This window comes from Chryseobacterium endophyticum (assembly GCF_056333165.1).
In genome coordinates this window covers 145,828-170,439 of the sequence record NZ_JBWGXE010000001.1, presented here as the reverse complement: position 1 = coordinate 170,439, position 24,612 = coordinate 145,828, and the positions used below count along the sequence as shown (strand labels likewise).

General features: G+C 40.8%; 23 protein-coding genes. 11 read left to right on the top strand and 12 right to left on the bottom strand.

Annotated elements, in window-relative coordinates:
- Positions 1-2: 2 nt before the first annotated feature.
- The 7 genes from AC0N32_RS00770 (at position 3) to AC0N32_RS00740 (ending at position 11,353) form a co-directional block, all read left to right on the top strand.
- On the top strand, positions 3-2,111 hold the full coding sequence (locus tag AC0N32_RS00770; protein ID WP_476391977.1) for a prolyl oligopeptidase family serine peptidase: 2,109 nt from the start codon (positions 3-5) through the stop codon (positions 2,109-2,111).
- 105 nt (positions 2,112-2,216) lie between these two features.
- Positions 2,217-5,234 carry a reprolysin-like metallopeptidase gene (locus AC0N32_RS00765; protein WP_476391976.1) on the top strand — a complete coding sequence of 1,006 codons (3,018 nt, stop codon included), beginning with the start codon at positions 2,217-2,219 and terminating at the stop codon, positions 5,232-5,234.
- Positions 5,235-5,463: 229 nt separating this feature from the next.
- On the top strand, positions 5,464-7,581 hold the full coding sequence (gene scpA / locus AC0N32_RS00760) for a methylmalonyl-CoA mutase (protein WP_476391975.1): 2,118 nt from the start codon (positions 5,464-5,466) through the stop codon (positions 7,579-7,581).
- 60 nt (positions 7,582-7,641) lie between these two features.
- A complete protein-coding gene (locus AC0N32_RS00755) occupies positions 7,642-8,142 on the top strand; it encodes a hypothetical protein (protein ID WP_476391974.1) in 501 nt (166 codons plus the stop codon).
- A gap of 541 nt (positions 8,143-8,683) precedes the next feature.
- The gene (locus AC0N32_RS00750; protein WP_476391973.1) at positions 8,684-10,075 is read left to right on the top strand and encodes an RtcB family protein; all 1,392 of its coding nucleotides are present in this window, start codon (positions 8,684-8,686) and stop codon (positions 10,073-10,075) included.
- Between the two features lie 83 nt (positions 10,076-10,158).
- The gene (gene prfH / locus AC0N32_RS00745; RefSeq protein WP_476391972.1) at positions 10,159-10,857 is read left to right on the top strand and encodes a peptide chain release factor H; all 699 of its coding nucleotides are present in this window, start codon (positions 10,159-10,161) and stop codon (positions 10,855-10,857) included.
- Positions 10,844-11,353: a tetratricopeptide repeat protein gene (locus AC0N32_RS00740; RefSeq protein ID WP_476391971.1), complete on the top strand. Its 510-nt coding sequence runs from the start codon at positions 10,844-10,846 to the stop codon at positions 11,351-11,353. The genes prfH and AC0N32_RS00740 overlap by 14 nt, the downstream gene beginning before the upstream one ends.
- A gap of 307 nt (positions 11,354-11,660) precedes the next feature.
- Here the strand turns inward: AC0N32_RS00740 and AC0N32_RS00735 are convergent, their stop codons facing one another.
- Positions 11,661-11,951, bottom strand: a complete 291-nt coding sequence (locus AC0N32_RS00735; protein ID WP_476391970.1) for a cytochrome C — start codon at positions 11,949-11,951, stop codon at positions 11,661-11,663.
- Positions 11,952-11,971: 20 nt separating this feature from the next.
- On the bottom strand, positions 11,972-12,262 hold the full coding sequence (locus AC0N32_RS00730; RefSeq protein WP_476391969.1) for a c-type cytochrome: 291 nt from the start codon (positions 12,260-12,262) through the stop codon (positions 11,972-11,974).
- A gap of 432 nt (positions 12,263-12,694) precedes the next feature.
- Between AC0N32_RS00730 and meaB the strand changes: the two genes are divergently transcribed.
- Complete coding sequence (meaB, locus tag AC0N32_RS00725; RefSeq protein ID WP_476391968.1) at positions 12,695-13,678, top strand: methylmalonyl Co-A mutase-associated GTPase MeaB; 984 nt, start codon at positions 12,695-12,697, stop codon at positions 13,676-13,678.
- 3 nt (positions 13,679-13,681) lie between these two features.
- Here the strand turns inward: meaB and AC0N32_RS00720 are convergent, their stop codons facing one another.
- Positions 13,682-14,233: a DUF4251 domain-containing protein gene (locus AC0N32_RS00720; RefSeq protein WP_476391967.1), complete on the bottom strand. Its 552-nt coding sequence runs from the start codon at positions 14,231-14,233 to the stop codon at positions 13,682-13,684.
- Positions 14,234-14,338: 105 nt separating this feature from the next.
- On the opposite strand from AC0N32_RS00720, the gene AC0N32_RS00715 reads away from it, so the two are divergent.
- Entirely contained in the window at positions 14,339-15,145 is an 807-nt protein-coding gene (locus tag AC0N32_RS00715) for a M48 family metallopeptidase (RefSeq protein WP_476391966.1), read from the top strand.
- A gap of 91 nt (positions 15,146-15,236) precedes the next feature.
- Positions 15,237-15,551, top strand: a complete 315-nt coding sequence (locus AC0N32_RS00710; protein WP_476391965.1) for a hypothetical protein — start codon at positions 15,237-15,239, stop codon at positions 15,549-15,551.
- Between the two features lie 38 nt (positions 15,552-15,589).
- On the opposite strand, the gene AC0N32_RS00705 is transcribed toward AC0N32_RS00710, so the two are convergent.
- The 9 genes from AC0N32_RS00705 to pgi all read right to left on the bottom strand — a co-directional run bounded on the left by AC0N32_RS00705 (position 15,590) and on the right by pgi (position 22,997).
- The gene (locus tag AC0N32_RS00705; RefSeq protein ID WP_476391964.1) at positions 15,590-16,201 is read right to left on the bottom strand and encodes an outer membrane beta-barrel protein; all 612 of its coding nucleotides are present in this window, start codon (positions 16,199-16,201) and stop codon (positions 15,590-15,592) included.
- Positions 16,185-17,000 carry an ABC transporter ATP-binding protein gene (locus AC0N32_RS00700; RefSeq protein WP_476391963.1) on the bottom strand — a complete coding sequence of 272 codons (816 nt, stop codon included), beginning with the start codon at positions 16,998-17,000 and terminating at the stop codon, positions 16,185-16,187. The genes AC0N32_RS00705 and AC0N32_RS00700 overlap by 17 nt, the downstream gene beginning before the upstream one ends.
- Complete coding sequence (locus AC0N32_RS00695; protein WP_476391962.1) at positions 17,001-17,753, bottom strand: MlaE family ABC transporter permease; 753 nt, start codon at positions 17,751-17,753, stop codon at positions 17,001-17,003. It lies immediately after the preceding gene.
- 105 nt (positions 17,754-17,858) lie between these two features.
- Positions 17,859-19,229, bottom strand: a complete 1,371-nt coding sequence (locus AC0N32_RS00690) for an exopolysaccharide biosynthesis polyprenyl glycosylphosphotransferase (protein WP_476391961.1) — start codon at positions 19,227-19,229, stop codon at positions 17,859-17,861.
- Between the two features lie 40 nt (positions 19,230-19,269).
- A complete protein-coding gene (locus AC0N32_RS00685) occupies positions 19,270-19,899 on the bottom strand; it encodes a 7-carboxy-7-deazaguanine synthase QueE (RefSeq protein WP_476391960.1) in 630 nt (209 codons plus the stop codon).
- 6 nt (positions 19,900-19,905) lie between these two features.
- On the bottom strand, positions 19,906-20,790 hold the full coding sequence (locus AC0N32_RS00680; RefSeq protein ID WP_089856500.1) for a bifunctional 5,10-methylenetetrahydrofolate dehydrogenase/5,10-methenyltetrahydrofolate cyclohydrolase: 885 nt from the start codon (positions 20,788-20,790) through the stop codon (positions 19,906-19,908).
- A gap of 81 nt (positions 20,791-20,871) precedes the next feature.
- On the bottom strand, positions 20,872-21,108 hold the full coding sequence (locus tag AC0N32_RS00675; protein WP_476391959.1) for a type II toxin-antitoxin system RelE/ParE family toxin: 237 nt from the start codon (positions 21,106-21,108) through the stop codon (positions 20,872-20,874).
- Positions 21,098-21,316 (bottom strand): hypothetical protein, encoded by a 219-nt coding sequence (locus AC0N32_RS00670; RefSeq protein ID WP_476391958.1) that lies wholly within the window; start codon positions 21,314-21,316, stop codon positions 21,098-21,100. The genes AC0N32_RS00675 and AC0N32_RS00670 overlap by 11 nt, the downstream gene beginning before the upstream one ends.
- A gap of 40 nt (positions 21,317-21,356) precedes the next feature.
- Positions 21,357-22,997 (bottom strand): glucose-6-phosphate isomerase, encoded by a 1,641-nt coding sequence (gene pgi / locus AC0N32_RS00665; RefSeq protein ID WP_476391957.1) that lies wholly within the window; start codon positions 22,995-22,997, stop codon positions 21,357-21,359.
- A 182-nt stretch (positions 22,998-23,179) separates the two neighbouring features.
- On the opposite strand from pgi, the gene AC0N32_RS00660 reads away from it, so the two are divergent.
- Entirely contained in the window at positions 23,180-24,604 is a 1,425-nt protein-coding gene (locus AC0N32_RS00660) for a glycoside hydrolase family 125 protein (protein WP_476392657.1), read from the top strand.
- Positions 24,605-24,612 lie beyond the last annotated feature (8 nt).

Sequence of the window (24,612 nt, the reverse complement as noted above, 5' to 3'; positions counted from 1 at the left end):
ATATGAAATTCAGACCAATATTACTAACCGCCGGAGTCTTATTTTCGGCAACATTGTATTCTCAAAAAATGACTTATCCTAAAGCTTTAAAAGGAAATCAAACCGATAATTATTTTGGAACTGCAGTGGCAGATCCGTTCAGAGATCTTGAAAATGATTCTGAAGCCACCAAAAGATGGGTAGATGAAGAAGTTGCCCACAGCCAGGATTACCTTTCTAAAATTCCTTTCAGAGAAGAAATCAGAAAACAGCTGACCGATATCTGGAACTACGAAAAAATTTCGGCGCCTTTCAAGGAAGGCGATTATACCTATTATTACAAAAATAACGGACTACAGGCACAATCTGTACTTTACAGAACCAACAATAAAACAAAGGCGACAGAAGTCTTTTTAGACCCTAACAAATTTTCTGAAAAAGGAACAACTTCCCTTTCTCAGTTATCTTTCAATAAAAAAGGAAACCTGGCCGCTTATTCTATTTCAGAAGGAGGAAGCGACTGGAACAAGATCATCATCATTGATGCTTTATCCAAAAAACAGATCGATGAAACGCTGGTAGACGTTAAGTTCAGCGGAATTTCCTGGCAGGGCGATGAAGGCTTCTATTATTCAAGCTACGACAAACCGAAAGAGGGAACTGTATTATCCGGAATGACCGATAAGCATAAAGTCTATTTCCATAAGTTAGGAACCAAACAATCGGAAGACCAATTGATTTTCGGAGGCGATAAAACACCGAGAAGATATCTTGGTGCCGGGGTGTCCGAAGATCAGCGATACCTGATTATTTCTGCCGCCAATGCCACCAACGGAAATGAACTGTACATCAAAGACCTGAAAAACGGAGGCGACTTTGTTCAGATTAATAAAGGCTTTGATATCAATGCCAATATCGTGGATACTCAAGGAGACGATCTGTACATTTTCACCGATAAGGACGCCCCGAATATGCGCCTTGTAAAAACAAGCATTAAAAATCCTACCCCGGAGACATGGAAAGATGTCATTCCGCAAACGGATAACGTGCTGGGAATCACAACCGGCGGCGGGTATTTCTTTGCGACCTACATGGTGGATGCGATCGATAAGGTGAAACAATACGACAGAGCCGGAAAACTCATCCGTGAAATTGCTCTTCCTGGAAAAGGAAATGTTTCAGGTTTCGGAGGGAAAGAAGATGAGAAAGAACTGTATTTTTCTTTTACCAATTATATTACGCCCGGAACGACCTATAAATTCAATGCGGATTCCGGAAAGTCAGAGGTGTATCAGAAGCCGAAAGTGAAATTTAATCCTGAAGATTATGTTTCAGAGCAGGTATTTTATACCTCAAAAGACGGCACAAAAATTCCGATGATGATCAATTATAAAAAAGGAACAAAGCTCGACGGTAAAAATCCGACGATCCTATATTCTTACGGAGGTTTTAATATCAGCTTGCAGCCCGCTTTCTCTGTAGTCAATGCCATCTGGATGGAAAATGGCGGGATCTACGCCGTTCCGAACATTCGCGGAGGTGGCGAATACGGGAAAAAATGGCACGATGCCGGGACAAAAATGAATAAGAAAAATGTATTCAACGATTTTATCGCTGCCGGAGAATATTTGCAGCAGAAAGGATACACTTCCAAACAGTTTATGGCTCTCTCCGGAAGATCAAACGGCGGATTGCTGGTTGGTGCTACCATGACCATGCGTCCCGACCTGGCGAGAGTGGCTTTCCCGGGAGTTGGGGTTCTGGATATGTTGAGGTATAATAAATTTACTGCCGGAGCAGGCTGGTCCTACGATTACGGAACCGCGGAAGACAGCAAGGAAATGTTTGAATATTTAAAATCCTATTCTCCTGTTCATAACGTAAAGGCCGGAACATGCTATCCATCCACGATGATCATCACCAGTGATCATGACGACAGGGTAGTTCCGGCACATTCTTTCAAATTCGGGGCGGAGCTTCAGGAAAAACAGGCCTGCGATCATCCTATTCTTCTAAGGATTGAAAAAAATGCAGGTCACGGAGCCGGAAGATCAACGGATCAGGTGATCGGGGAAAATGCGGACTTAATTTCTTTCGCTTTATTTGAGATGGGAGTTAAAAATTTAAAGTAAAAATTGCTTAAAATCATAAAAACGGGTACTTATTTTAAAAGTGCCCGTTTTTTTTTGCTTAAAACTTTTGTAAACATTTAATTTGGAATATTAATATTTACGAATATGAAATCTAAAGCTTTACTTATTTGCTCATTCATAAGTTTTGGTACTTGTGTTTTAGCACAAAAATGGGAGCCTGCATCACAGAAATTTTCAGAAATAAGAAAAGGAGTGGAGGTACGGTACTCTTACACATTTGATATATCGGCATTAAGGAATATACTTGCAAATGCCGTGGAAACAGGAAATGGAGCTAAACCGGTCATTGTTTCCCTGCCTACGGCAGAAGGAAGAATTGAAAAATTTGCAGTGTACAGCGATCCTGTGGTGGAAAAGTCTATGGCAGACAGATATCAGCTGGGCTCTTACGTAGGGGTAGGCGTTGATGATCCTTCAAAATATGTGAGGTTCAGTACAGCCCCGACTGAAATTCAATCCATGATTATTAAAGATGGCGTCTTCCAGTTCATTGAACCTATATCGAAAGATAAAAAAACGTATGGCGTATTTTATAAAACCAAGAGAACGGCAAGTGATAACGGCTTTGAATGTACTACCACTGAAAAAAATATCAAAGACATCAAAGTATTGGAAAACCATGGAAGGAATAATCTTTCTAATGTAGGAATTACCAGCAGACCCGCTGCGACAAAATATAGAACCTACAGACTTGCATTATCAACTACCGGTGAATACACGAAGAAATTTGATCCGTCAGGAGGTATCACAAACACGGTAATACAAATGAATGCAACAATGACCCGTGTAAATGGCGTTTTTGAAAAAGAATTTGCTATTAAATTGATTATCCAGGACTTGCCTGGCATTATTTATACAGATCCTGCTTCGGATCCTTATACGAACAGTTTGAATTTGCAATTACAGCAAACATTAACAGCCCAGGTTGGGAATGGAAATTATGACATGGGACATGTGTTCAATGCTTCAGGAGGTAATGGGAATGCGGGATCTATCGGTTCTACATGCGTAAACCCGACAACATCAACCTCGCTGGCTAAAGGTTCTGCCTTTACTCAAAATACAGATCCGACAGGGGATCTTTTTGACATTGATTATGTAGCCCACGAAATGGGACATCAGCTGGGAGCCAATCACACTTTTTCTCATGTCTCTGAAGGATCGGGGGTAAATGTGGAACCGGGAGGCGGAACAACGATCATGGGGTACGCAGGAATTACCGGGGATAATGTACAGGAGCATTCTGATGCTTATTTTCATTATGCGTCAATAAATCAGATATTAAACAGTTTGGATAGCAAGACCTCTTGTGGAACATCGGAAACGATTACAACAAATGTTCCTCCGGTAATTTCTCCTCTTACGGCTTATACTATTCCTAAAGGCACGGCTTACTATTTGGAAGCTTCTGCTACGGATGCTGATCCGATTAAGTATGCTTGGGAACAGTACGACAGTGTTGATTCCTTTAATTCTATTTCAGGTGATAGCGGATGGGGATACAATGCTCAGGGCGCTATAGCAAGATCCTATTTCGGAACAACCAGCGGCAGAAGATATTTCCCAAGCCTTCCCAGTGTCATGGCAGGTAATCTGACAGATAAAGTAAAATGGGAAACGGTTTCGTATATTCCTAGAACCCTCAATTATGCCGTTACGGTGAGAGATGAAAATGCTGTCAGACCATTGCTTATTTCATCTGAAACGACCGTCACTGTGGGTGGCGATGGACCATTTAAATTCTCTGGCCTCACTCCTTCCACCGTTTTGTATAATAATGCAACCAATACAATAACCTGGGATGTAGCGAATACCACTGCAGCTCCATATAATGTTGCCAATGTAAAGATTGAATATACGACCGACCTTGTAAACGGAACGACATGGACCGAGCTGGTACCGTCGGCCCCAAATACAGGAAGCTATACTTTGCAAATGCCTTCCAGCGTAACGGGTAACGTGAAACTTAAAATATCGGCTATCGGAAATATTTTCTATGCAGTTTCTCCTCAGGTAGCTATTGGTACGGCTCCAACATCCACCACCGCAGCACCTACGGGAGTAGCTGCATTAAGCACGGAAATAATGAAGACAACCGCCAGGCTGTCATGGAACAGTGTGCCCGGAGCGACCTATTCAATACAGTACAGAAAAGTGGGACAGACCAACTGGTCTACTGCAACGAGTGCTGTAAACTCTGTTTTGCTGACAGGACTTGAGGATGAGTCCAATTATGAGGCTCAGGTAGCCGCTGTCGTCAATACTGTTGTCGGAACATTCTCTTCAAACTATACTTTTAAAACAAAAGGCTTAAAAACAGGAGACGATTATTGTTTAATGACAACCGGAGGAAATAGTTTTGCAAGTTTTGCTTATAATAGTGGATTGGCGCAGTTTATTTTAAGTAATCTTACCTATTCGGAATTATATTATAGTACAATTTTTAGTACTTACAGGGATTTTACTGAGGACACCAGTAAATTAATCAACTTAACGAAAGGTACTCAGTACACTTTTTCTTATTTTAATGTGGGAACCACAGCTTCAACATATAATGATAAAATGGAAGTATGGATTGACTTTAACAGAAATGGTGTTTTTGAAACTTCTGAAAAAGTGGGCTCCGTAAGTACGGATCCGCCATCTAACGGACAATATACGGGATCGTTTACATTTACGGTTCCTACCACAGCTTATTCAGGAGATAAACTTCTGCGAATGAGAGTCGCCAATACATTCTTTAATACTGCTTCAGGGCCTTGCGGCAGTCCTTCTGTTCCGACCGGCGGTGGAGGAGTGCTTTCGATGGGATCCTTTAAGGATTTCTCTGTGAAAATTTCGGAATCAAACCTTGCAGTAGATGAAATAAAAGACACAAAATCCGAAATTTCTATCTATCCGAACCCGGCAGATATTTTCATAGAATTCAAAAATCTTAAAGGGAAAGGAGAGTATAAAATTTATGCGGCAGACGGAAGATTAGCACAGTCCGGAAATGTAGACGGTCAGCGAATTGATGTATCAGGATTGATAAAAGGAGTATATGTTGTAACGCTGAAAACAGATTCAGGTACAATCAGTACAAAACTTATCAAGAAATAGAAATTCACATGAAATTTCAAGTCCGGATGAACAAATCATCCGGATTTTTTTTACTGAAACCATAGGCCCAGAGAAAATTATATTCATATTTTCTTTAGGGCTGTTTTTATTTATTTAACATTCCATATGATGAATATAATTATGTAAACCGTGAGTAATCATAAAGTTATCAGGGGCGATTTGTTATCTCAAAAATGCTTAATTTTAGCGCTATAATAAATCTGAGATTATGAGACGGGAAGTTCAGAATAAAACCCCTCAATTTAACATAGCTGAAAAGCAGACCGAAATATATCCATTCGAAAAAGACGGATTACAATTAAAATCTTCTTATAAGAGAGAAGACGTTAAGGACAAGGATTTAACACATACCACTCCCGGAATAGCACCCTATTTAAGAGGGCCCTATTCCACGATGTATGTTCAGAAACCCTGGACGATCCGTCAGTACGCAGGGTTTTCGACGGCTGAAGAATCCAATGCTTTTTACAGGAGAAATCTGGCGGCCGGGCAAAAAGGACTTTCCGTAGCTTTCGACCTCGCGACACACAGAGGATACGATTCGGACCATGCAAGAGTGGTGGGCGACGTCGGAAAAGCCGGGGTAGCCATAGATTCGGTGGAAGACATGAAAATCTTATTCAATGAAATTCCCTTGGATCAGATTTCGGTTTCCATGACGATGAACGGAGCGGTTTTGCCGATCCTTTCTTTCTATATTGTGGCTGCAGAAGAACAGGGCGTTTCCCAGGAATTGTTGTCAGGAACCATTCAGAATGATATTTTGAAGGAATTTATGGTGAGGAATACCTATATCTATCCGCCTGCCCCGTCCATGAAAATTATTGCAGATATTTTTGAATATACTTCGCAGAATATTCCGAAATTCAATTCGATTTCAATCTCAGGATATCACATGCAGGAAGCCGGCGCAACACCTGTCCTGGAAATGGCTTATACGCTCGCCGACGGATTGGAATACGTTAGGACCGGAATAAAAGCCGGAATGAATGTCGACGACTTTGCCCCCAGATTATCCTTTTTCTGGGCGATCGGCATGAATCATTTTATGGAAATTGCTAAAATGCGCGCAGCAAGATACATTTGGGCAACCCTTTTAAAACAGTTTAATCCACAAAATCCTAAATCTTTAGCCTTAAGAACACACTCACAAACTTCAGGCTGGTCATTAACTGAACAGGAACCTTTCAATAATATCACAAGAACGGCCATCGAAGCACTGTCTTCTGCGCTGGGAGGAACTCAATCTCTCCATACCAATGCGTTAGACGAGGCTATAGCGCTTCCAACGGATTATTCTGCGAAAATTGCAAGGAATACCCAGATTATCCTTCAGCAGGAAAGCGGAATTTGTGACGTGGTCGACCCGATGGGAGGCAGTAATCTGGTAGAAAGCCTTACCCAGCAGATGATTGAAGAAGCCATGAAATATATCGATGAGGTAGAACAGGAAGGAGGAATGACGAAAGCCATCGAAGCCGGAATCCCGAAAATGAGAATTGAAGAAGCTGCAGCGAGAAAGCAGGCGAAAATTGACAGTGGAGAAGAATTCATTATCGGAGTCAATTCATTTAAATCAGCATTGAAACAGGAGGCCATAGAAATCCTGGATATCGACAATACAGAAGTTCGCAGAAAGCAAATTGAAAGATTAAATCAAATAAAATCCGAAAGAAATCCGGAAGCCGTTGAGGAAATTCTAAATGAAATCCGCGAATCTGCCAAAATAGGAAAAGGAAATCTTCTCGCATTGTGTATCGAAGCAGCACGAAGAAGGGTGACACTTGGTGAAATGAGCGATGCCATGGAAGAAAGTTTCGGAAGATACAAAGCCAACATCAGAACCATTTCAGGAGTATACGCCATGAATGCAGGAAAGAACGAATATTTTGAAAAAGCCTTACACCTGACTCAGAAATTTGAGGAGGAAGAAGGCCGCCGCCCAAGAATAATGGTCGCCAAAATGGGACAGGACGGACACGACAGAGGCGCAAAAGTAGTAGCTACCGCATTTGCCGATATGGGATTCGATGTAGATGTGGCGCCGTTGTTTCAGACTCCGGAAGAGGTTGCCAAACAGGCCGTGGAAAATGATATTCATATTCTGGGAGTGTCTTCTCTAGCCGCAGGGCATAAAACATTGGTTCCGCAAGTGGTGGAAGAATTGAAAAAACTCGGTTCCGATGATATCACGATCGTGGTAGGAGGCGTTATTCCGCAGCAGGACTACGAGTTTTTATATGCCAACGGAGCCGACTTTATTTTCGGGCCGGGGACCAATCTTCCCAAGTGCGCGGTAGATATTCTTGAAAAATTTTTAAGTTAAATTAAAATTAAAAAACAATAAGTTGCACAGCTTTTGTATGGGTTAATGAAAATTTTCATTATGGCTTATACAGTAGTTTCAGTATTTCCGGTGACTGTAGATACAGAGGAAATTAAAAAAGATTTAACAGAAAACGGTTTCAGTGAAGCCAATATTATTGTTTCAAAATCAAGTGTGGAAAGCGGTTTGTCGACCGATCATTATCAGGAAGATGAGCAGACGAAAGGGTTTTTCGAATATACCTTTGCTCATGATGGAGAGATGCTTGATGCTTACCGTAAACACAGCATCGGCAGGAATAATGTCGTTGTGTATGCCGACAATATTGAGCAGGCAATGACTGCCAATTCCATTTTAAACAAAAAAGGAGCTCTTGAGGTGTATAGAAAACCAACGGAAGATAAAACCGATATCCCTGAAGGAATGACCGAAGAAGAATACAACGGAATCATCGCCAAAGCGAGACACAACATTTATTTCCTCGGTTCGGAAAGGGTTTATCATTCAAATGTTATCAAAGGAATGGATGATCCGATGGACGATTTGGGATCAGAAGATTAATAAAAATTTCAATAATCATAAGCCTGTCAGAGTTTCTCGACAGGCTTTACTATGTTTGTTTATCCTGAAATTCTTTATACACATCTTAATTTAGATTGTCTCTAAAGAAAATTATTTTATCTTTGCACCTGAAAATCAAGTTTAACCCAATTAATACCCGAAGTACAATGTTCAGATTTAATCAGAATTCTACCGTTGGATTGCCGCTTTTAGTGGTAAGGCTTCGTGGTTTGGTACATTCTTAGAATAAAAGTATTTGAAATATCAGAACCCGAAGTCGAAAGATTTCGGGTTTTTTATTGCGCAATATTTCAAACTCAAAACAGTTTTCCCGAAATCCTTTTTATAAAATTCCGGAGCTTTCCAGGTAGCATCATTTTTATTTGAAGCTATTTCCAGCTTTCCGCTATTACTCCTCGCTCGCCCTTCAGGCGCGCTGTGGGGTAGCCGCTGCAATCTGGGCTAGGATAAGGTTCCGTCTTAAACCTCATAGGTTTCAAAAACCTATGAGGTTTGAACCAGCATCTTTAATTATACAACAATGGGAAATTTAAAACTAAAAGGAAAAGATATATTAAAAATCGGATATCCGAATAATCAGAGTGTTAACATCGCTTTGGAAGTCATGAAAAGAAACTTTGCAACGAAGAATATTCATCATGTGAAATCTCTTTTAAAAGATATTCTGCAAAATCCGGAACAGTTTGAGAAAGATTTAACCTTCGGGCAAATCGCAGAAGCGTTACTCTCTTCAAAGAAAACGGAAAAAAGAATGCTGAATACCAGCCGTGCCTCTTTTCAGATCTTCGGAACTCATATTTCCGACGAAGCAAAAAACCAGCTGTACACTGCACTGAAGCTTCCGGTTTCCACGCAAGGAGCTTTAATGCCTGATGCGCACAGCGGTTACGGGCTTCCGATCGGTGGCGTTCTCGCCGTAGAAAATGCCGTGATTCCTTATGGAGTAGGCATGGACATCGGCTGCAGAATGTGCCTGAGTATTCTGGATACCCCCGTTTCATATCTTGACGGCGCAAAGGATAAATATGAAAAAGCGCTCGTAGAACATACAAAATTCGGGATGTACGAAACGCACAAATCTCACGTCGATCATGAAATTTTCGACCGGGACACGTTCGATATGATCCCGATCTTACGAAGATTAAAAGGAAAAGCCATCAAACAGATGGGAACTTCCGGTGGCGGAAATCACTTTGTAGAATTCGGGGAGGTGGAGATCACGGAAGAAGACCCGCAGATCGGCCTTCCGAAAGGGAAGTATCTCGGAATTCTCTCCCACAGCGGCTCCCGCGGATTAGGGGCGGAGATTGCCCAGTACTATTCGAGAGTCGCTACGGAACAATGTCCGCTGCCGAAAGAAGCGCAGAACTTCGCCTGGCTGGATCTGAGCACGCATCTCGGCCTGGAATACTGGACAGCCATGAATCTTGCCGGAGATTATGCTTCTGCCTGCCATGATGATATTCACCGGCGGCTGGTGAAAGCGGTCGGAGGAAGGGTAAAAGCCCGGATTGAAAACCATCACAATTTCGCGTGGAAAGAAATCCACAACGGAAAAGAAGTGATCGTTCACAGGAAAGGGGCGACGCCTGCTCATGAAAACGAGCTGGGAATGATTCCCGGTTCTATGACCGCCAAAGGTTTTATCGTACGCGGGAAAGGAAACCCGGATTCTCTTCAGTCTGCATCACACGGCGCAGGAAGAGAACATTCGCGGGGAGCATGCAGAAGCCTTTTCACGCAGAATGACATTAAGAAAGAGCTGAAGCTTAAAAATGTCACCTTGATCGGCGGAAATGCAGAAGAAGCTCCCATGGCCTACAAAGACATCAATGAAGTGATGCATGCACAGAGCGATCTGGTCGATATCCTGGGAACTTTTCAGCCGAGAATCGTAAGAATGGATAAATAAGGTTATTAGGTTTTGGTTGATGGTTGTCTGAATTTTTAGCACCATCAACTAAAAACCTTTAACTGGCAACAAATCAAACAACAATGGACACAATCATACAAATCACCTCGGGACGGGGGCCTTTGGAATGCCAGTGGGTAGTCGCAAAAGTACTGAAGGTCTTCCTCGAGGAAGCAAAAGATAACAACATCGATTATGAGATCATCCACCGGGAAAGCGGGGATGAAAACCTTACGCTGAAATCGGTCACGCTTCTTTTAAAATCAAAAGAACAGAAAGATTTCCTGGAAAGCTGGCTGGGCAGCATCTGCTGGACCGGGAAGAGCACTTTCCGGAAACTGCACAAAAGAAGCAACTGGTTTATCGGGGTTTTTGAACTCGAAGGTCTGGAGAAAATCAGCTTTCATGAAAAAGATATTCAGTTTCAAACGACCAGAAGTCAGGGAAGCGGCGGACAGAACGTCAATAAAGTAAACACGGCTGTTCGCGCCACTCATATTCCGACCGGGCAAAGTGTCTTCGTGCAGGATTCCCGGTCGCAGCTGGAAAATAAAAAGCTTTCCGTTGCCCGGCTTAAGGAGAAAGTACTGGAGCAGAACATCATTCAGCTTCAGAAGAGAATGCAGGACACCTGGAACAACCACCTGCAGGTGCAGAGGGGAAACCCGGTTCGTACATTTTCCGGGACGGATTTTAAAAAGAATTATCAGGAAAGATCTTTTAAAAAGCAAAGAAATCAACTGAAGAATGAATTAAAAAATTACAACAATGACCTTAACTAAAAATAAATACTATTTAGAGGCCCTAGACAATTACCCGTATAGTTTGCCGGATTGCCTTGAAGCACTGAACTACGCTTTATCCTACGATCCCGAAGATGCGGACAGCCTATGCCTGATGGGAAGGATCTACAGCGAGATGCTGAATGACTATGAAAAGGCAAAACTGTATTTTGAAGAAGCCATGCAGTGCGATGTCACCAATCTCAATACACCGCAATACTACATCAAATGTCTTTTGGATAATGAAGATCTTCATGAAGCCGATAAGCTGATTGCTTATTCTTTAAAGATCAAAGGAATCGATAAGGTGACCTTATGGCTGCACAGATCTTTGCTTTCCGAGAAGAGAGGAAGTTTCGCCAATGCCATCAGGTTTCTGAATGAAGCCGAAAAATACTGCTTTACTGAATACAGTCTGAATCAGGTAAAAGAACGCAGGAAATTCATTAAATCAAAAATGCCGAAGAAAAGCAAAATGAAAAAGAAAGTGTCCTAAAAGTCTGGATAGTCCTTTTGTAATCACCGCGATTTTATCTGATTTTTACAGCACAGCATCGGATTTGCTCCAGCGGAGCAATATCTGTGTAGATCAATATCAGGATCCTGTACCGGAACTCCGTAGGAGTTCTATCTTATCATAGCACACCTACGTCGTACTTGCGATATTCTACTGTTTTTCTTCTACAAAGATGTTGCTCCTACGGAGCATAAAAATTACTTGTTCAATTTTAAGGCGTAAAAAAGAGGCTGCCCAAACTTTCAGGACAGCCTCTCTTTTGTTTTAAAGAATATTTCTGAGAAAATTATTTTTTATTGGCAGAAATCAGATAGTCATAGACCATTTGGTGCTGGTCTTCACTCAGTTTGGCTTTAGGTGCCATTCTGCTTAATGTTTTCAGCCATCCCTGATCGTCGTGTTTCGCGGGATCCGGGAGCTTATGGCATTTGTTGCAGGAGTTTTCAAAAATCGTTTTCCCCTGGGCCAGCTGCTCAGATGAGGTGTACTTCGGTCCTGTTACCGCTACACTTTTGGGTCCGCATGATACTACTAATGATGCAGAACCCAGGATCATACCCAAAATCAATTTTTTCATACTATTATTTTTAGAAGTGATTATTTTTTCACAGAAACAATATAATCGTACACCCACTGATGCTGTTCATCGGTAAGCTTTGCCTTAGGCGCCATTCTGTTCATGATTCCTACCCAATCAACGGCTGTATGCGAAGTGGGGTCCGGCAGCTTGTGGCATCTTCCGCAGGAGTTTTCGAAGATGGTTTTTCCCTGGGCGATCTGTTCGGCGGTGGAAGTGGCAGCGGCAGGTGCTGTTGCCGTAGAAGCTTTTGGTGTACAAGATGCCAGTAGAATAGCAGTAAAGGATGCTACAGCGATTATTTTTTTCATGTTTTACATTATTTGATTAAAACAAATGTAGCAAATTCCCTTTCTTATTAATGATCCCGCGGATAATTTAGAAATAATAAAAATTAGGGGTCTGAAATAACCCGGAAATGCTTTTTTCATTCATCTCAAACCGTTATGGATAAAGGCTTCACAGTATATGCCAAAACGTCGAAAGGTTTTTCCTAAAACGACGGGACCTTTTTACTAAAACGTCGAAACGTTTTATCTAAAACCTCGGGACGTTTTTTCCGGGACAAAACAGGCCGGCAGGAAAAGGTATTTTATCCGGCAGGAATTTTGACCGCAGGATTTGATTTAAATGAGAAAGATAGTATTCATTTAATTCTCTTTTAAATAAGATTATTCATAAAATAAGTGAACAAAATACATTGTCTATTGACCGTTCGCGCTTTAATCCTTATTTTTGAATCAATGAAATTTTCTACAGAAGAGCTGATCGGTGGGATACAGTCGGGCAACAAACGCCTGATTGCAAAAGCCATTACCCTGGTGGAGAGTAAAAAGGCCGAACATCGCCAGCAGGCTGAAGATCTGCTGAAAAAGATTATGCCTTTTACGGGAAATTCCACCAGAGTGGGAGTGACGGGTGTTCCGGGTGCGGGGAAATCGACTTTTATTGAAAATTTCGGAAGGCTGGCGATTGCCAACGGTAAAAAGGTAGCCGTTCTCGCGATCGACCCAAGTTCTGCCATTAATAAAGGCAGTATTCTCGGGGATAAAACCAGGATGGAAGAGCTGGCTAAAGAAGAAAATGCTTTCATCAGGCCTTCTCCGAGTTCCGGATTCCTGGGAGGGGTCGCCAATACGACTTTTGAAACGATGATGATCTGTGAAGCAGCCGGATATGATTATATTCTGATCGAAACTGTGGGAGTAGGGCAGTCTGAAGTCCTGGTCGCCGATATTACCGACGTTTTTCTGTTTTTAAAAATTATCGGGGGCGGCGACGAACTCCAGGGAATCAAGCGCGGAATTATGGAAATGGTGGATGTGATCTTCATTAATAAAGTCGAAAAAGACAATCTTCAGAAAGCCAAGAATACAAGGCTGGAGCTGAAAAGGGCTTTAGATTTTATTCCTCCTAAAGAAAAAGGCTGGAAGGTTCCGGTTTTGCTGGGTTCGGCCCTCACCAATGACGGACTCGATGAGGTGTTTGAAAAAATAGATGAATTTATCTCCCTCAAAAAGAAGGCCCAACGGTTTTCCGAAGTAAGGAACCAGCAGGCTGAAAAACGTTTTGAATACTGGGTCCGGGAATATATTCTCTCTGCCATGAAGAAGAATAATGCTTTGGAAGAAGCTTATATTCAGCACAAAAAAAATGCTTCGGCACTGGTTTCCAATCCAAGCACCGAAGCAAAATTATTCGTTGAAAAGTTTTTATCTGAAGATTAGCTTTTACTCAGGCTTTACCTGTGGCTCTTCGTTTTTCGTAATATAGCCATCATAGGCAATAGGCTGCCTGTTGTTGCTTCGTATCGAGGCAAATGCCTTGCCGAATTTTGAAACTTCAATAATAATCTCATCCGCTTTGTCGGTATCATTAAGTTTAATTCTTACGATCCATTTTCCTTTTTTATTCTGGCTTTCAGTCACCGTAAAATCTTTGGAAGTAAACCTGTAGCTGTTGTCTGAAGGGTTGCCGCCATACGATGGATTGAAAACCCTACCGAAATAAGGCAATGTGACTTCCAGTTTTCCGGGTCTCAGATCGATGCTGTAATTGCTTCCCGTAAGATCAAGGATTCTGGATGCGGGTGCATTCGGCATTGAGGTCATCACATTGATGACATCGTAATTGGTCGGGTTTGCCCGCTCTGCGTGGAATGAGAAGTCCCTGGAATTGATCATCGCCGTAACTGCCTGAGGGTCCATGCCGGTCTGTGAAGAACAGTTTTCAAAGAACATCAGAAAACTGAACATGAATATGATTGAAATCAACTTTTTCATAACTTTAAATATATAATAAACTAACCATCAAATTATGTGCAAATATATCATCTGGAATTTAATTTGGAATAAAAATTGTTAAGGATGAATAATAACACTCGAACTATGAAATTTACACATTTATTAGGAATGGGAGCCATGGCTCTTACGGTGGCAGCCTGTACGACCAACCCGATTACGGGGAGATCTTCTCTACAGCTGGCCAACAATTCGGAAATCCTGACGATGTCTGCTCAGGAATACAGATCAACGTTAAACAAATCAAAAGTAATTACAGGAACAACAGATGCAAAAAGAGTGGTAAATGTAGGATCGAGAATAAAATCTGCGGCTGAAAGGTATTATCAGTCTATCGGTCGTTCCGCGGACCTTGCCAATTACAAATGGGAATTTAACCTGATCCAGAGCAATGAACTGAACGCATGGTGTATGCCTGGCGGAAAGGTGGCCGTCTATACAGGAATTCTTCCGATTACCAAAAACGAAAACGGACTGGCTGTTGTAATGGGGCATGAGGTTTCTCACGCACTGGCAGGACACGGCAACGAAAGAATCTCCCAGGCAATGGTCGCACAGTACGGCGGCGCCATTTTAGGTGGAACAATATCCAATGCGCAGTGGGCGAATGTATTCGAGGCGGTATATCCGATCGGCTCCCAGGTTGCCTTATTGAAATACGGAAGAAACCAGGAATCTGAAGCAGACCAGATGGGGCTTTACCTGATGGGAATGGCAGGATACGATCCCAGAGAAGCCATCCCTTTCTGGGGAAGAATGGAAGCCGCATCCAAAGGAGCAAAACAACCCGAGTTCCTTTCTACACACCCGAATCCTGAAACAAGAATTGCCGACATTAATAAAGACCTGCCTAAAGCTTTAGAATATTATAAAGCAGCAGGTGGAAAAATATAATATCAAAGAAATTTAATCTTGAGTGAGGCCTTATTGAATTTTTATTAAATTTGGTAAGGCCATTTTAATGTTAACTATTAAGCACCACACTATGAAAAATTTAACGATTACAGGTCTTATCCTTCTGGCTTTGTCCATCCTGTTATTCTATCTTACGGCCAACAATTTCACCTTAAATGATTTAGGTATGCCACACATTATGGGTATCTTAGGTGGTATCGGCATCGGGCTCATCATCGGAGGTATGGTAGGGTATGTCAGTAAGGGAAGTGCCATCAAGGCCGAACAGAAAAGAAAAGAATTTCAAAAGCTTCAGCAGGAAAAAGAAGAACTTGAAAAAAGAGCTGCAGAGATCGCAAGACGCGAAGCCGAGCTTGATCTAAGAAACCAAAATCCTCAGCTCTGAAAAAGAACTGAGGATTTGTTTATTTTTTAAGATTTCATTTAAAACTTATAACCTACCCCTACCATAAAGAGATTAGGCCTGTTGTCATAACGGATTTCTTCTCCTGAAACCCTGTTGATGAAGTTTCTCGAGTCTTTACTGAATGCGCCTTCATATCTTGCATTCAGGATCAGCTTGGAGATTTCTACCTGGGCACCAAATTGGTAACCTACCGTAAAATTATCTCTTGCGTTTTCTTTAAAGTCATTAAAAGTGTCTTCTTTCGCTAAATTATAGCTCGCCACCGGACCAACGAAAACACCCAGCGTGTTTCCTAAAATATTGTATCCTAAAAGAACAGGCAGATCTATTCTGCTGCTTTTGATATCAAAAGTTGTATTGGCTGTAGTGAATTCATTTTTGAAGTTGGTATAATACAATTCCGGCATCAGATAAAATGATGTAGGCAATCCCACCTTTAAAGACAATCCCACATTAAAACCGGCATTGTTCTTTCCTTCTCCTTCAACGGCCTGGTTTACCGTTCCTTTGATATTCTGCCAAGAAGGGGATCCGGTAGGAAATATGATGTTTGCTTTTCCGGCAAGAGAAATTTGTGCAGTAGCCAGCATAGAAAAACCGATTAATGCTATACTAAGAATCTTTTTCATTGTCTTCAATTTTTGTAATGGTATTATCAATGGTCTTGTTGTTTTCAAGCAAATATTCTCTCAGTTCTTTAAATAATTCTGATGAATAAACGAAATCGATAAGATTTTTATTGCCTGCGGTAATTAGAATGTCTTTGTTGCCTTCCCATTCTTTGATTCCCAGTCTCAGGTATACAATTTTCTCGCCAATCGTCATTACCGAATTCATATCATGGGTATTGATGATCGTCGTTGTGTTGTATTCTTTGGTGATTTCCAGCAGGAGATCATCGATTACATTGGATGTATAAGGATCCAGCCCGGAGTTCGGTTCATCGCAGAAAAGATATTTCGGGTTGTTGACAATCGCTCTGGCAATCGCCACACGTTTCTGCATACCACCTGAGATCTCCGACGGGAATTTTTTGTTGGCTTTATCAAGATGTACTCTTCCGATCACCTCGAAAACCCGTCTTTTCTTTTCCCTGAATGTTAAATTCGTAAACATATCCAGCGGGAACATGATGTTTTCTTCCACGGTTAAAGAATCAAACAGCGCACTTCCCTGAAATACGGTTCCAATCTCGGAACGGAGGTGCTGCTTTTCTTCTCTTGACATCACATTGATGTCTTTGCCGTCAAAAAGAATTTCTCCCGAAGTAGGCTGATAAACATTAAGCAGACTTTTAAGGAATACCGTTTTTCCGGAACCACTTTGCCCGATGATCAGATTTACTTTCCCTTTATCAAAACATGTTGAAATCCCTTTAAGCACCTCAACCTGGTCAAAACTTTTTTTAAGATCTTTTACCTCAATCATTTAGCTTAATATTAATTGGGTTAATAGTAATTCTGAAAGGATAATGAATACCATCGTCCAAACCACCGCCTGTGTACTTGCCCGACCAACTTCCAATGAGCCGCCTTTAACATTGTATCCGAAATAAGAAGGAACAGTGGCTATGATAAAAGCAAAAACAATGGTCTTTGAAAAGGCATAATAAATAAAGAGATTGGGCATATACATCTGAATTCCCACAATATAGTCATTGGTGGTCCAGTTTCCGGTAAGGACACCGGCGACGTAGCCTCCGCCAATCCCAAAAACAATACTTATCGCAATCAAAAGAGGGTTAAATATTACGCATGCCACAATCTTCGGAAAAATAAGAAAATTGGGAGAGTTGACCCCCATAATATCCAAAGCGTCAATTTGCTCGGAAACCCTCATCGTTCCTATACTTGAGGCAATATAAGATCCTACTTTGCCTGCCAGGATAAGGCTGATGATGGTAGGGGAAAATTCCAGTACCAAAACCGCTTTTGTAGCATATCCTACGAATGAAGGAGGAATAGGGAATGAAGATGCATCAAAATTATTGAACATCTGAATGGCCACAACCGCTCCTACGAATATAGAAGTGAAGATCACAAGGCCAAAAGAATTCACCCCGAGATCATTGATCTCTCTCATGAGGAGCTTCCAGAAAACATTCATTTTCTGTGGCTTCTGCATAGATTTACCGAGAAGGATGATGTATTCTCCTACTGCTGTAAAAAACTTTTTTAACATTCTGCTAAATTAGACTTTTTTTTATTTAATTAATTAAAGATTGAAAGCAGATACAGGCTCTGATCAATATTCTTACTAGTATATCATAATGTAGACCAAAACAGCTTATTTTGCATTTTTATCTCCGCCGATTACGAGTAGAATAGTCTTCAGTACGATAACCAGATCAAGCATAAAACTCCAGTTCCTTACATAGAAAGCGTCTGCCAGTACTCTTTTGTTCATTTCCACTTCTACATTTCCGGCATCCCCGCGGAGGCCATTTACCTGGGCGAGTCCCGTAATTCCCGGGTTCACCATACTTCTGAGGCTGTATCGTCCTATCTTCGGTTTATAATAATCATCTACCGCAAGCATGTGCGGCCTTGGCCCAACGATTGACATATCTCCTTTTAAAACGTTTATAAACTGCGGCATTTCATCCAGACTTGTTTTTCTGAGAAACCTTCCGAACGGAGTAATCCTGGCATCATTCTCTTCAGTCGTTTTTGTTGAAGATTCATTATTTACGACCATTGTCCGGAATTTGATGCATCTGAAAACTTCTTCGTGAAATCCATAACGCTCCTGAATAAAGAAGACGGGACCTTTCGAGGTCATTTTGATCAGAATCGCAATAATGGGAAACAGCCATGAGCATATTCCCACGACAATAAGTAAAGAAAACGCAATGTCGAAAGTTTTCTTCAGTAAAAAATTAGAATAAAACTCAAGCGGATACTTAGCCTGATTAAGCACCGGCTGTGTTTGAATATATCCCATGTCGTACAGAAAGAAATCACTTTGCGTGATGCTGGGAATCAGAGAGATATGCACCTTGTTGGCTTCTGCGAGCTTAAAGATCTCTTTTTCCGTATTGGGAGCGTAAGAATTTTCAAGCGGAATAAATAAAGTGTGGATTCCGTTTTTTTTCCAGAATTCAATAAGTTCTTCTATTTTTATTTCATCCCGGCCATATTCGAAAATTTTGTAACCATAATCTTTTCTGTCCTTTAAGATATTCTTTAAAACAGCAGTAGAGCTGTTCTCATGCAGGAACATGACATTCCGGTGATTGATCCCGAGACTTCGGAGGTATTTTATCCCAAAGAATATCAGGGATCTGACCAGGAAAATAAAAAAGAAAAGATAAAAGGAAAGCCAGTAAATATCTGAATTGAAAAAGACATTGTAGCTTACCTTGCTGATCAGTAAAACACCAAGAATGAATAATAAAAAATGAATAAGGATTCTTTCCAGAAAAAGCGTGTAGGTAAGATTTCTCGGAATATTGTAGATTCTTGTTCTGCCGCTCAAAAGCATCCAGAACAAGAACAGCAACATCAGAGAAAATGAATTCTGGTACCAGGTTTCCTGATTATATTTTAAATTTTGATTCCTTGTTAAAAAAAAGAATATGAAGATAGATGCAATAACCAAAAGGTCAAGCAAAATGATGATCGATTTAAGGTATCTGGAATAGCGTATTCTCTGCATCTATCGGAATTAACGGATACGAAAGCTAATTTACATAAATTTATGGGATATTGAGATATTTATGCGTCTGAACTGATGCTCTCCATTCCGGATGTTCCAAAATAAAGTCTGTGATTTTAGGATACATTTCATCACGTTTACTCCATTCGCTCTGCAAATACAGGCTACAGTCCGGCGAAACTTTCGAGGCCTGTTCCTGGGCGAATTTAAAGTCGTTGTTATTGAAAATGATCATTTTAAGCTCGTGAGCTTTTTGATAAATCTCTTCTTTGGGCAAGCCTGTCTTTTTAGGAGAAAGCGTGATCCAGTCGATCTGTCCGCTCATCGGATAGGCTCCGGAAGTTTCAATATGAACGGTGCACCCAAGCTCTTTTAATTTTGAGGTTAAGATATCGAGATTCCACATCAGAGGTTCGCCTCCGGTCAGGACGATAGTTTTACAATGTTGTGCTGCGGTTTCAGCTATTTCTTCTGCATTCATTAAAGGGTGCAGATTCGGATCCCAGCTTTCCTTCACGTCGCACCAATGGCACCCGACCACGCATCCGCCCAATCTGATGAAATAAGCTGCTTTTCCGGTGTGTGCCCCTTCTCCCTGAAGAGTGTAAAAATGCTCCATCACAGGGAGCATTTTACCTTCTTTTAATAAAATATCTTCTTCTATTTTCATTTTAAATTAATCATTATAGACCGAAGTCTTGTAGGCAATGATGGTGTTTTTCATCAGCATTGCTCTTGTCATAGGGCCTACACCTCCCGGAACAGGCGTGATCCAGCTCGCTTTTGCGGCACAGCTGTCGAAATCTACGTCACCGGCAAGATAATATCCTTTCGGAGAGTCGTCGTCAACACGGGTAATCCCTACGTCTACGATTACCGCTCCTTCTTTGATCATATCTCCTTTCAGGAAATGAGGATCGCCCAATGCGGTGATAACGATATCGGCTTTTTTGGTATATTCTTCAATATCTTTAGTGTAAGAATGCGTAAGCGTTACAGTTGAATTTCCCGGGAAATCTTTTCTTCCCATCAGGATGCTCATCGGCCTTCCTACGATTTTACTTCTTCCGATGATGACACAATCTTTACCTTTTGTTTCAATATTATATCTTTCCAGTAACGTTAAGATTCCGAATGGAGTTGCCGGCAGGAAAGTATCCATTTCCAGGGCCATTCTTCCGAAATTTTCCGGGTGGAAGCCGTCAACATCTTTTCTAGGATCGATTGCATTGATGATTTTCTCCTGATCAATCTGATCCGGTAATGGTAGCTGTACAATGAATCCGTCTACGGCTTTGGATTTATTTAATTCATCGATTTTTTCCAATAATTCGGATTCTGAAACAGTACTTGGAAATTTAATTAAACTTGATTGAAAGCCCACTTCTTCGCAGTCTTTTACCTTTGAGTTTACGTAAGCTTTGCTTGCTCCGTTATTTCCTACAAGGATAGCAACCAAATGTGGCGCTCTTCTTTTTCCGGCAACGATTTTTTCAACTTCAGCCTTGATTTCCTGTTTTATTTCTTTGGATATTTTTAATCCGTCAAGAATTTCTGCCATTTTTACTTATTACTTTTATTATTAGATTTTATGGATATTTTTCCGGATTCTGATGGGTGTAGAAAACGGAGAGGATGTATATCATTTTTTCGTTTTCATTACTTCGTAGAAAATGATATAAGGGAATTTTTTAACGGGGAAAGCTCGTACAGATTTAAACCTTTTCTGAAAATAGGGATTGGTGTTAATCCTGCTTATAGAAAGATCCAGCTGTTTGTTAAAATTCTTCAGAACTTTCAGTGAAATTTTAGCATAATAGTCTGTTGCTTCTTCAATATTCTCTTCAGCAATAGGCAAAAATTTAAAATCAAAGTTCATATTTGGCTCTAATTCTTTTTAATGATTCCCAACCATCTACAGCCGTAGATCTATCCTGTTTCAAAGCCTCATCAATCACTCTTTTCATTTCATCCGTCAGCTCAAAATCATCCTCATTTTTTTCAAAACTGATTTTCATTCTTTTTAAAAGATTCTCCATTAAAGTTTCCTCTTCTTTATCTTTGAGATGTATCGTAATGGTACTCATATCTTTATTTTTAATCAAAATTAATGAAAATCTGCAATACTTATTTGTTTGATTTATAATAATTGATCAAACCGTTTGTCGAACTGTCATGAGAGCTAACCGTCTCATTACTATCAAGTTCCGGTAAGATTTTGTTGGCTAAAACTTTCCCTAATTCTACTCCGAACTGATCAAAGCTGAAAATATTCCAGATCACTCCCTGAACAAAAATCTTATGCTCATACAATGCAATTAACTGTCCCAGTGAAAAAGGCGTTAATTCATTGAATAATATGGAGTTGGTAGGTGTGTTTCCCTGGAAGACTTTGTAGTTTAATAAAAACTCAATTTCTTCATCAGATTTGCCGGAAGCTTTTAATTCGGCCTCCACTTCTTCCTCTGTTTTCCCGAAGGCAAGTGCTTCCGTCTGAGCGAAGAAATTAGCCAGTAATTTATCCTGGTGATCAGAAACTTTATTCGGGCTTTTCGCATAGGCAATAAAATCAGCCGGAATCAATTCTGTTCCCTGGTGGATCAGTTGGTAGAAAGCATGCTGTCCGTTTGTTCCGGGCTCTCCCCAGATCACCGGCCCTGTTTCGTACTCTACGAATTCTCCGTTTCTGTCAACACATTTTCCGTTGCTTTCCATATCTCCCTGCTGAAAATATGCAGGAAAACGGTCTAAGTATTGTGAATAGGGAAGGATCGCATGGGTCGTTGCCGCATAAAAATTACGGTACCATATTCCGATAACCCCCATTAATACGGGAATGTTCTCAGCGAAGTCTGCCGTCTGGAAGTGCTGGTCTGTATCATACGCGCCTCTTAAAAGCTGTTCAAAATTTTCATATCCTACTGCCAGAACAATACTCAGGCCGATGGCACTCCATAATGAGTATCTTCCGCCGACCCAATCCCAGAATTCGAAGATGTTTTCTTCTGCAATTCCGAAGTCTTTAACCGCTTGAACATTAGTCGATAAAGCGACAAAATGTTTAGCGACATCCTCCTGTGTCCCGGCTTTTAAAAACCAGTCTTTGGCAGAGTGGGCATTCGTCATCGTTTCCTGTGTGGTAAATGTTTTGGAAGCGATGATAAACAAAGTCGTTTCAGGATTGAGGTTCTTTACGGTTTCTGCCATGTGATTTCCGTCTACGTTGGAAACGAAATGAACATTTAATCTGGTTTTAAAATGCTTTAAAGCTGAGACTACCATCACCGGGCCTAAATCTGAACCTCCGATCCCGATGTTGACAACGTCAGTAATTTCTTTCCCGCTGAAACCTTTATGGGATCCTGATACAATGCTTTCAGAAAAAGATTTCATGTGATCCAGAACTCTTTTGATCTGAGGTTTTATGTTTTCGCCGTCTACCAAAATTTCCTTATCGGAAAAATCCCTTAAAGCCGTATGTAAAACTGCTCTTCCTTCCGTTTCGTTGATTTTGTCACCTGAAAACATCTTGGAAATCGCATCTTTCAACTGGCATTCTTCGGCAAGATTCAGTAAAAGATTTTTTACCGTAGAATCAATAAGGTTTTTAGAATAATCGAATAAAAAATTAGTCCTTTTGATTGAAAATTCATTAAAACGGTTGGGATTCTCATTAAAAAGAGTTCTTAAATCAAAATCATTATTGGCAAATTGATCATCAAGCGCCTTCCAGCTGCCGGTTTCGGTAGGATTTATTTTTGATAGCATATATTTAGAAGTTTAAATTTGTGACTTTGGATAGAGATCATTCCATGCCGGACCGCCGGCAATTGCTGATTTGCAAATTTACGCAATTTTAATCCAATGATGTTAATGGATGATTAAAAATCGATTGATGAAATTGTTATGTTGAAAATCATTATTTTTAAATCAAATTGAAAGATCAAATGATAAACAGACGCGAATTTATCAAAAAATCATCATTGGGTTTAGGCTTTATGAGCCTGCCGGTTCCTGTACGTTTTTTGGGGAAGGATTATATTTCAAAACGTCCCAAGCTGAATGAAAGAAAGTTTACTTCCGAAGCGGTTGAAAAAACAATTAAAAAAATCAAAGCTTCTTTTGCGGATGAAGAACTCGCCTGGATGTTCGAAAATTGTTTTCCGAATACATTAGACACCACGGTGAAATTTTATCATAAAAACCATAAGCCGTTTACCTATGTCATTACGGGAGATATTGATGCGATGTGGCTCCGGGATTCTTCAGCGCAGGTTTACCCATATTTAAGTCTTGCTAAAGAAGATGAAAAGCTGAAAAACTTACTTAAAGGCGTTATCAATAAACAGGTGGAATGTGTTCTCCTGGATCCGTATGCCAACGCATTTTTTGATGATGTTTCCAAAGTCAGCGAATGGAAAAACGATCTTACGGAGATGAAACCGGGAATTCATGAACGGAAATGGGAGGCGGATTCTTTATGTTATGTCATGCGTTTATCTTTTAATTACTGGAAAACAACCGGTGATGCTTCCGTTTTTGATGGCGAATGGAAGAAGGCCATGATTCTGATCCTGCAGACTTTTAAGGAGCAGCAGCGGAAAGAATCAAAAGGTCCTTATAAATTTCAGCGAGCCAACGGAAACCCTTTGGATACTCAGTTTGCAGGCGGCTACGGAAACCCTACGAATAAAATCGGGTTGATTCATTCGATGTTCAGGCCTTCTGATGATGCAACGTTTTATCCGTTTTTGATTTCTTCCAATATGTTTGCCGTTGTTTCTCTTCGGGAAACGGCCGAGATTTTTTCAGAAGTCTTTAAAGATGAAAATTCTTCTGTCCAATTCAGAAATTTAGCACAGGAAGTAGATGCAGCCATTCGGAAATATGCCATTTTCGACCACCCGGAAGCCGGAAAGATTTATGCGCTGGAAATCGACGGTTTCGGAAATGCCCTTTTTATGGATGATGCTAATGTGCCGAACTTATTGTCTATTCCTTATTTAGGATATGCGTCAAAAGATGATGAAGTATATCAGAATACCAGAAAGTTTTCTTTAAGCAAAGCGAATCCTTGGTTCAGTGAAGGGAAATTTGCCAGAGGGATTGGCGGACCGCATATCGGTGAGCATAAAATCTGGCCTCTGGGACTGATTATGCAGGCTTTAACGACTGACGATGACCGTGAAATTGTTTTATGTTTAAAAATGCTGAAGTCTACACACGCAGGAACAGGCTTTATCCATGAATCTTTTGATGTCGACAATCCCAAAGATTTTACAAGATCGTGGTTTGCCTGGGCCAATACGCTCTTTGGTGAGCTGATCCTTCATCTTCATCAAACAAAGCCTGAAATTTTAACCCAGAAATTCTAAACATAAAA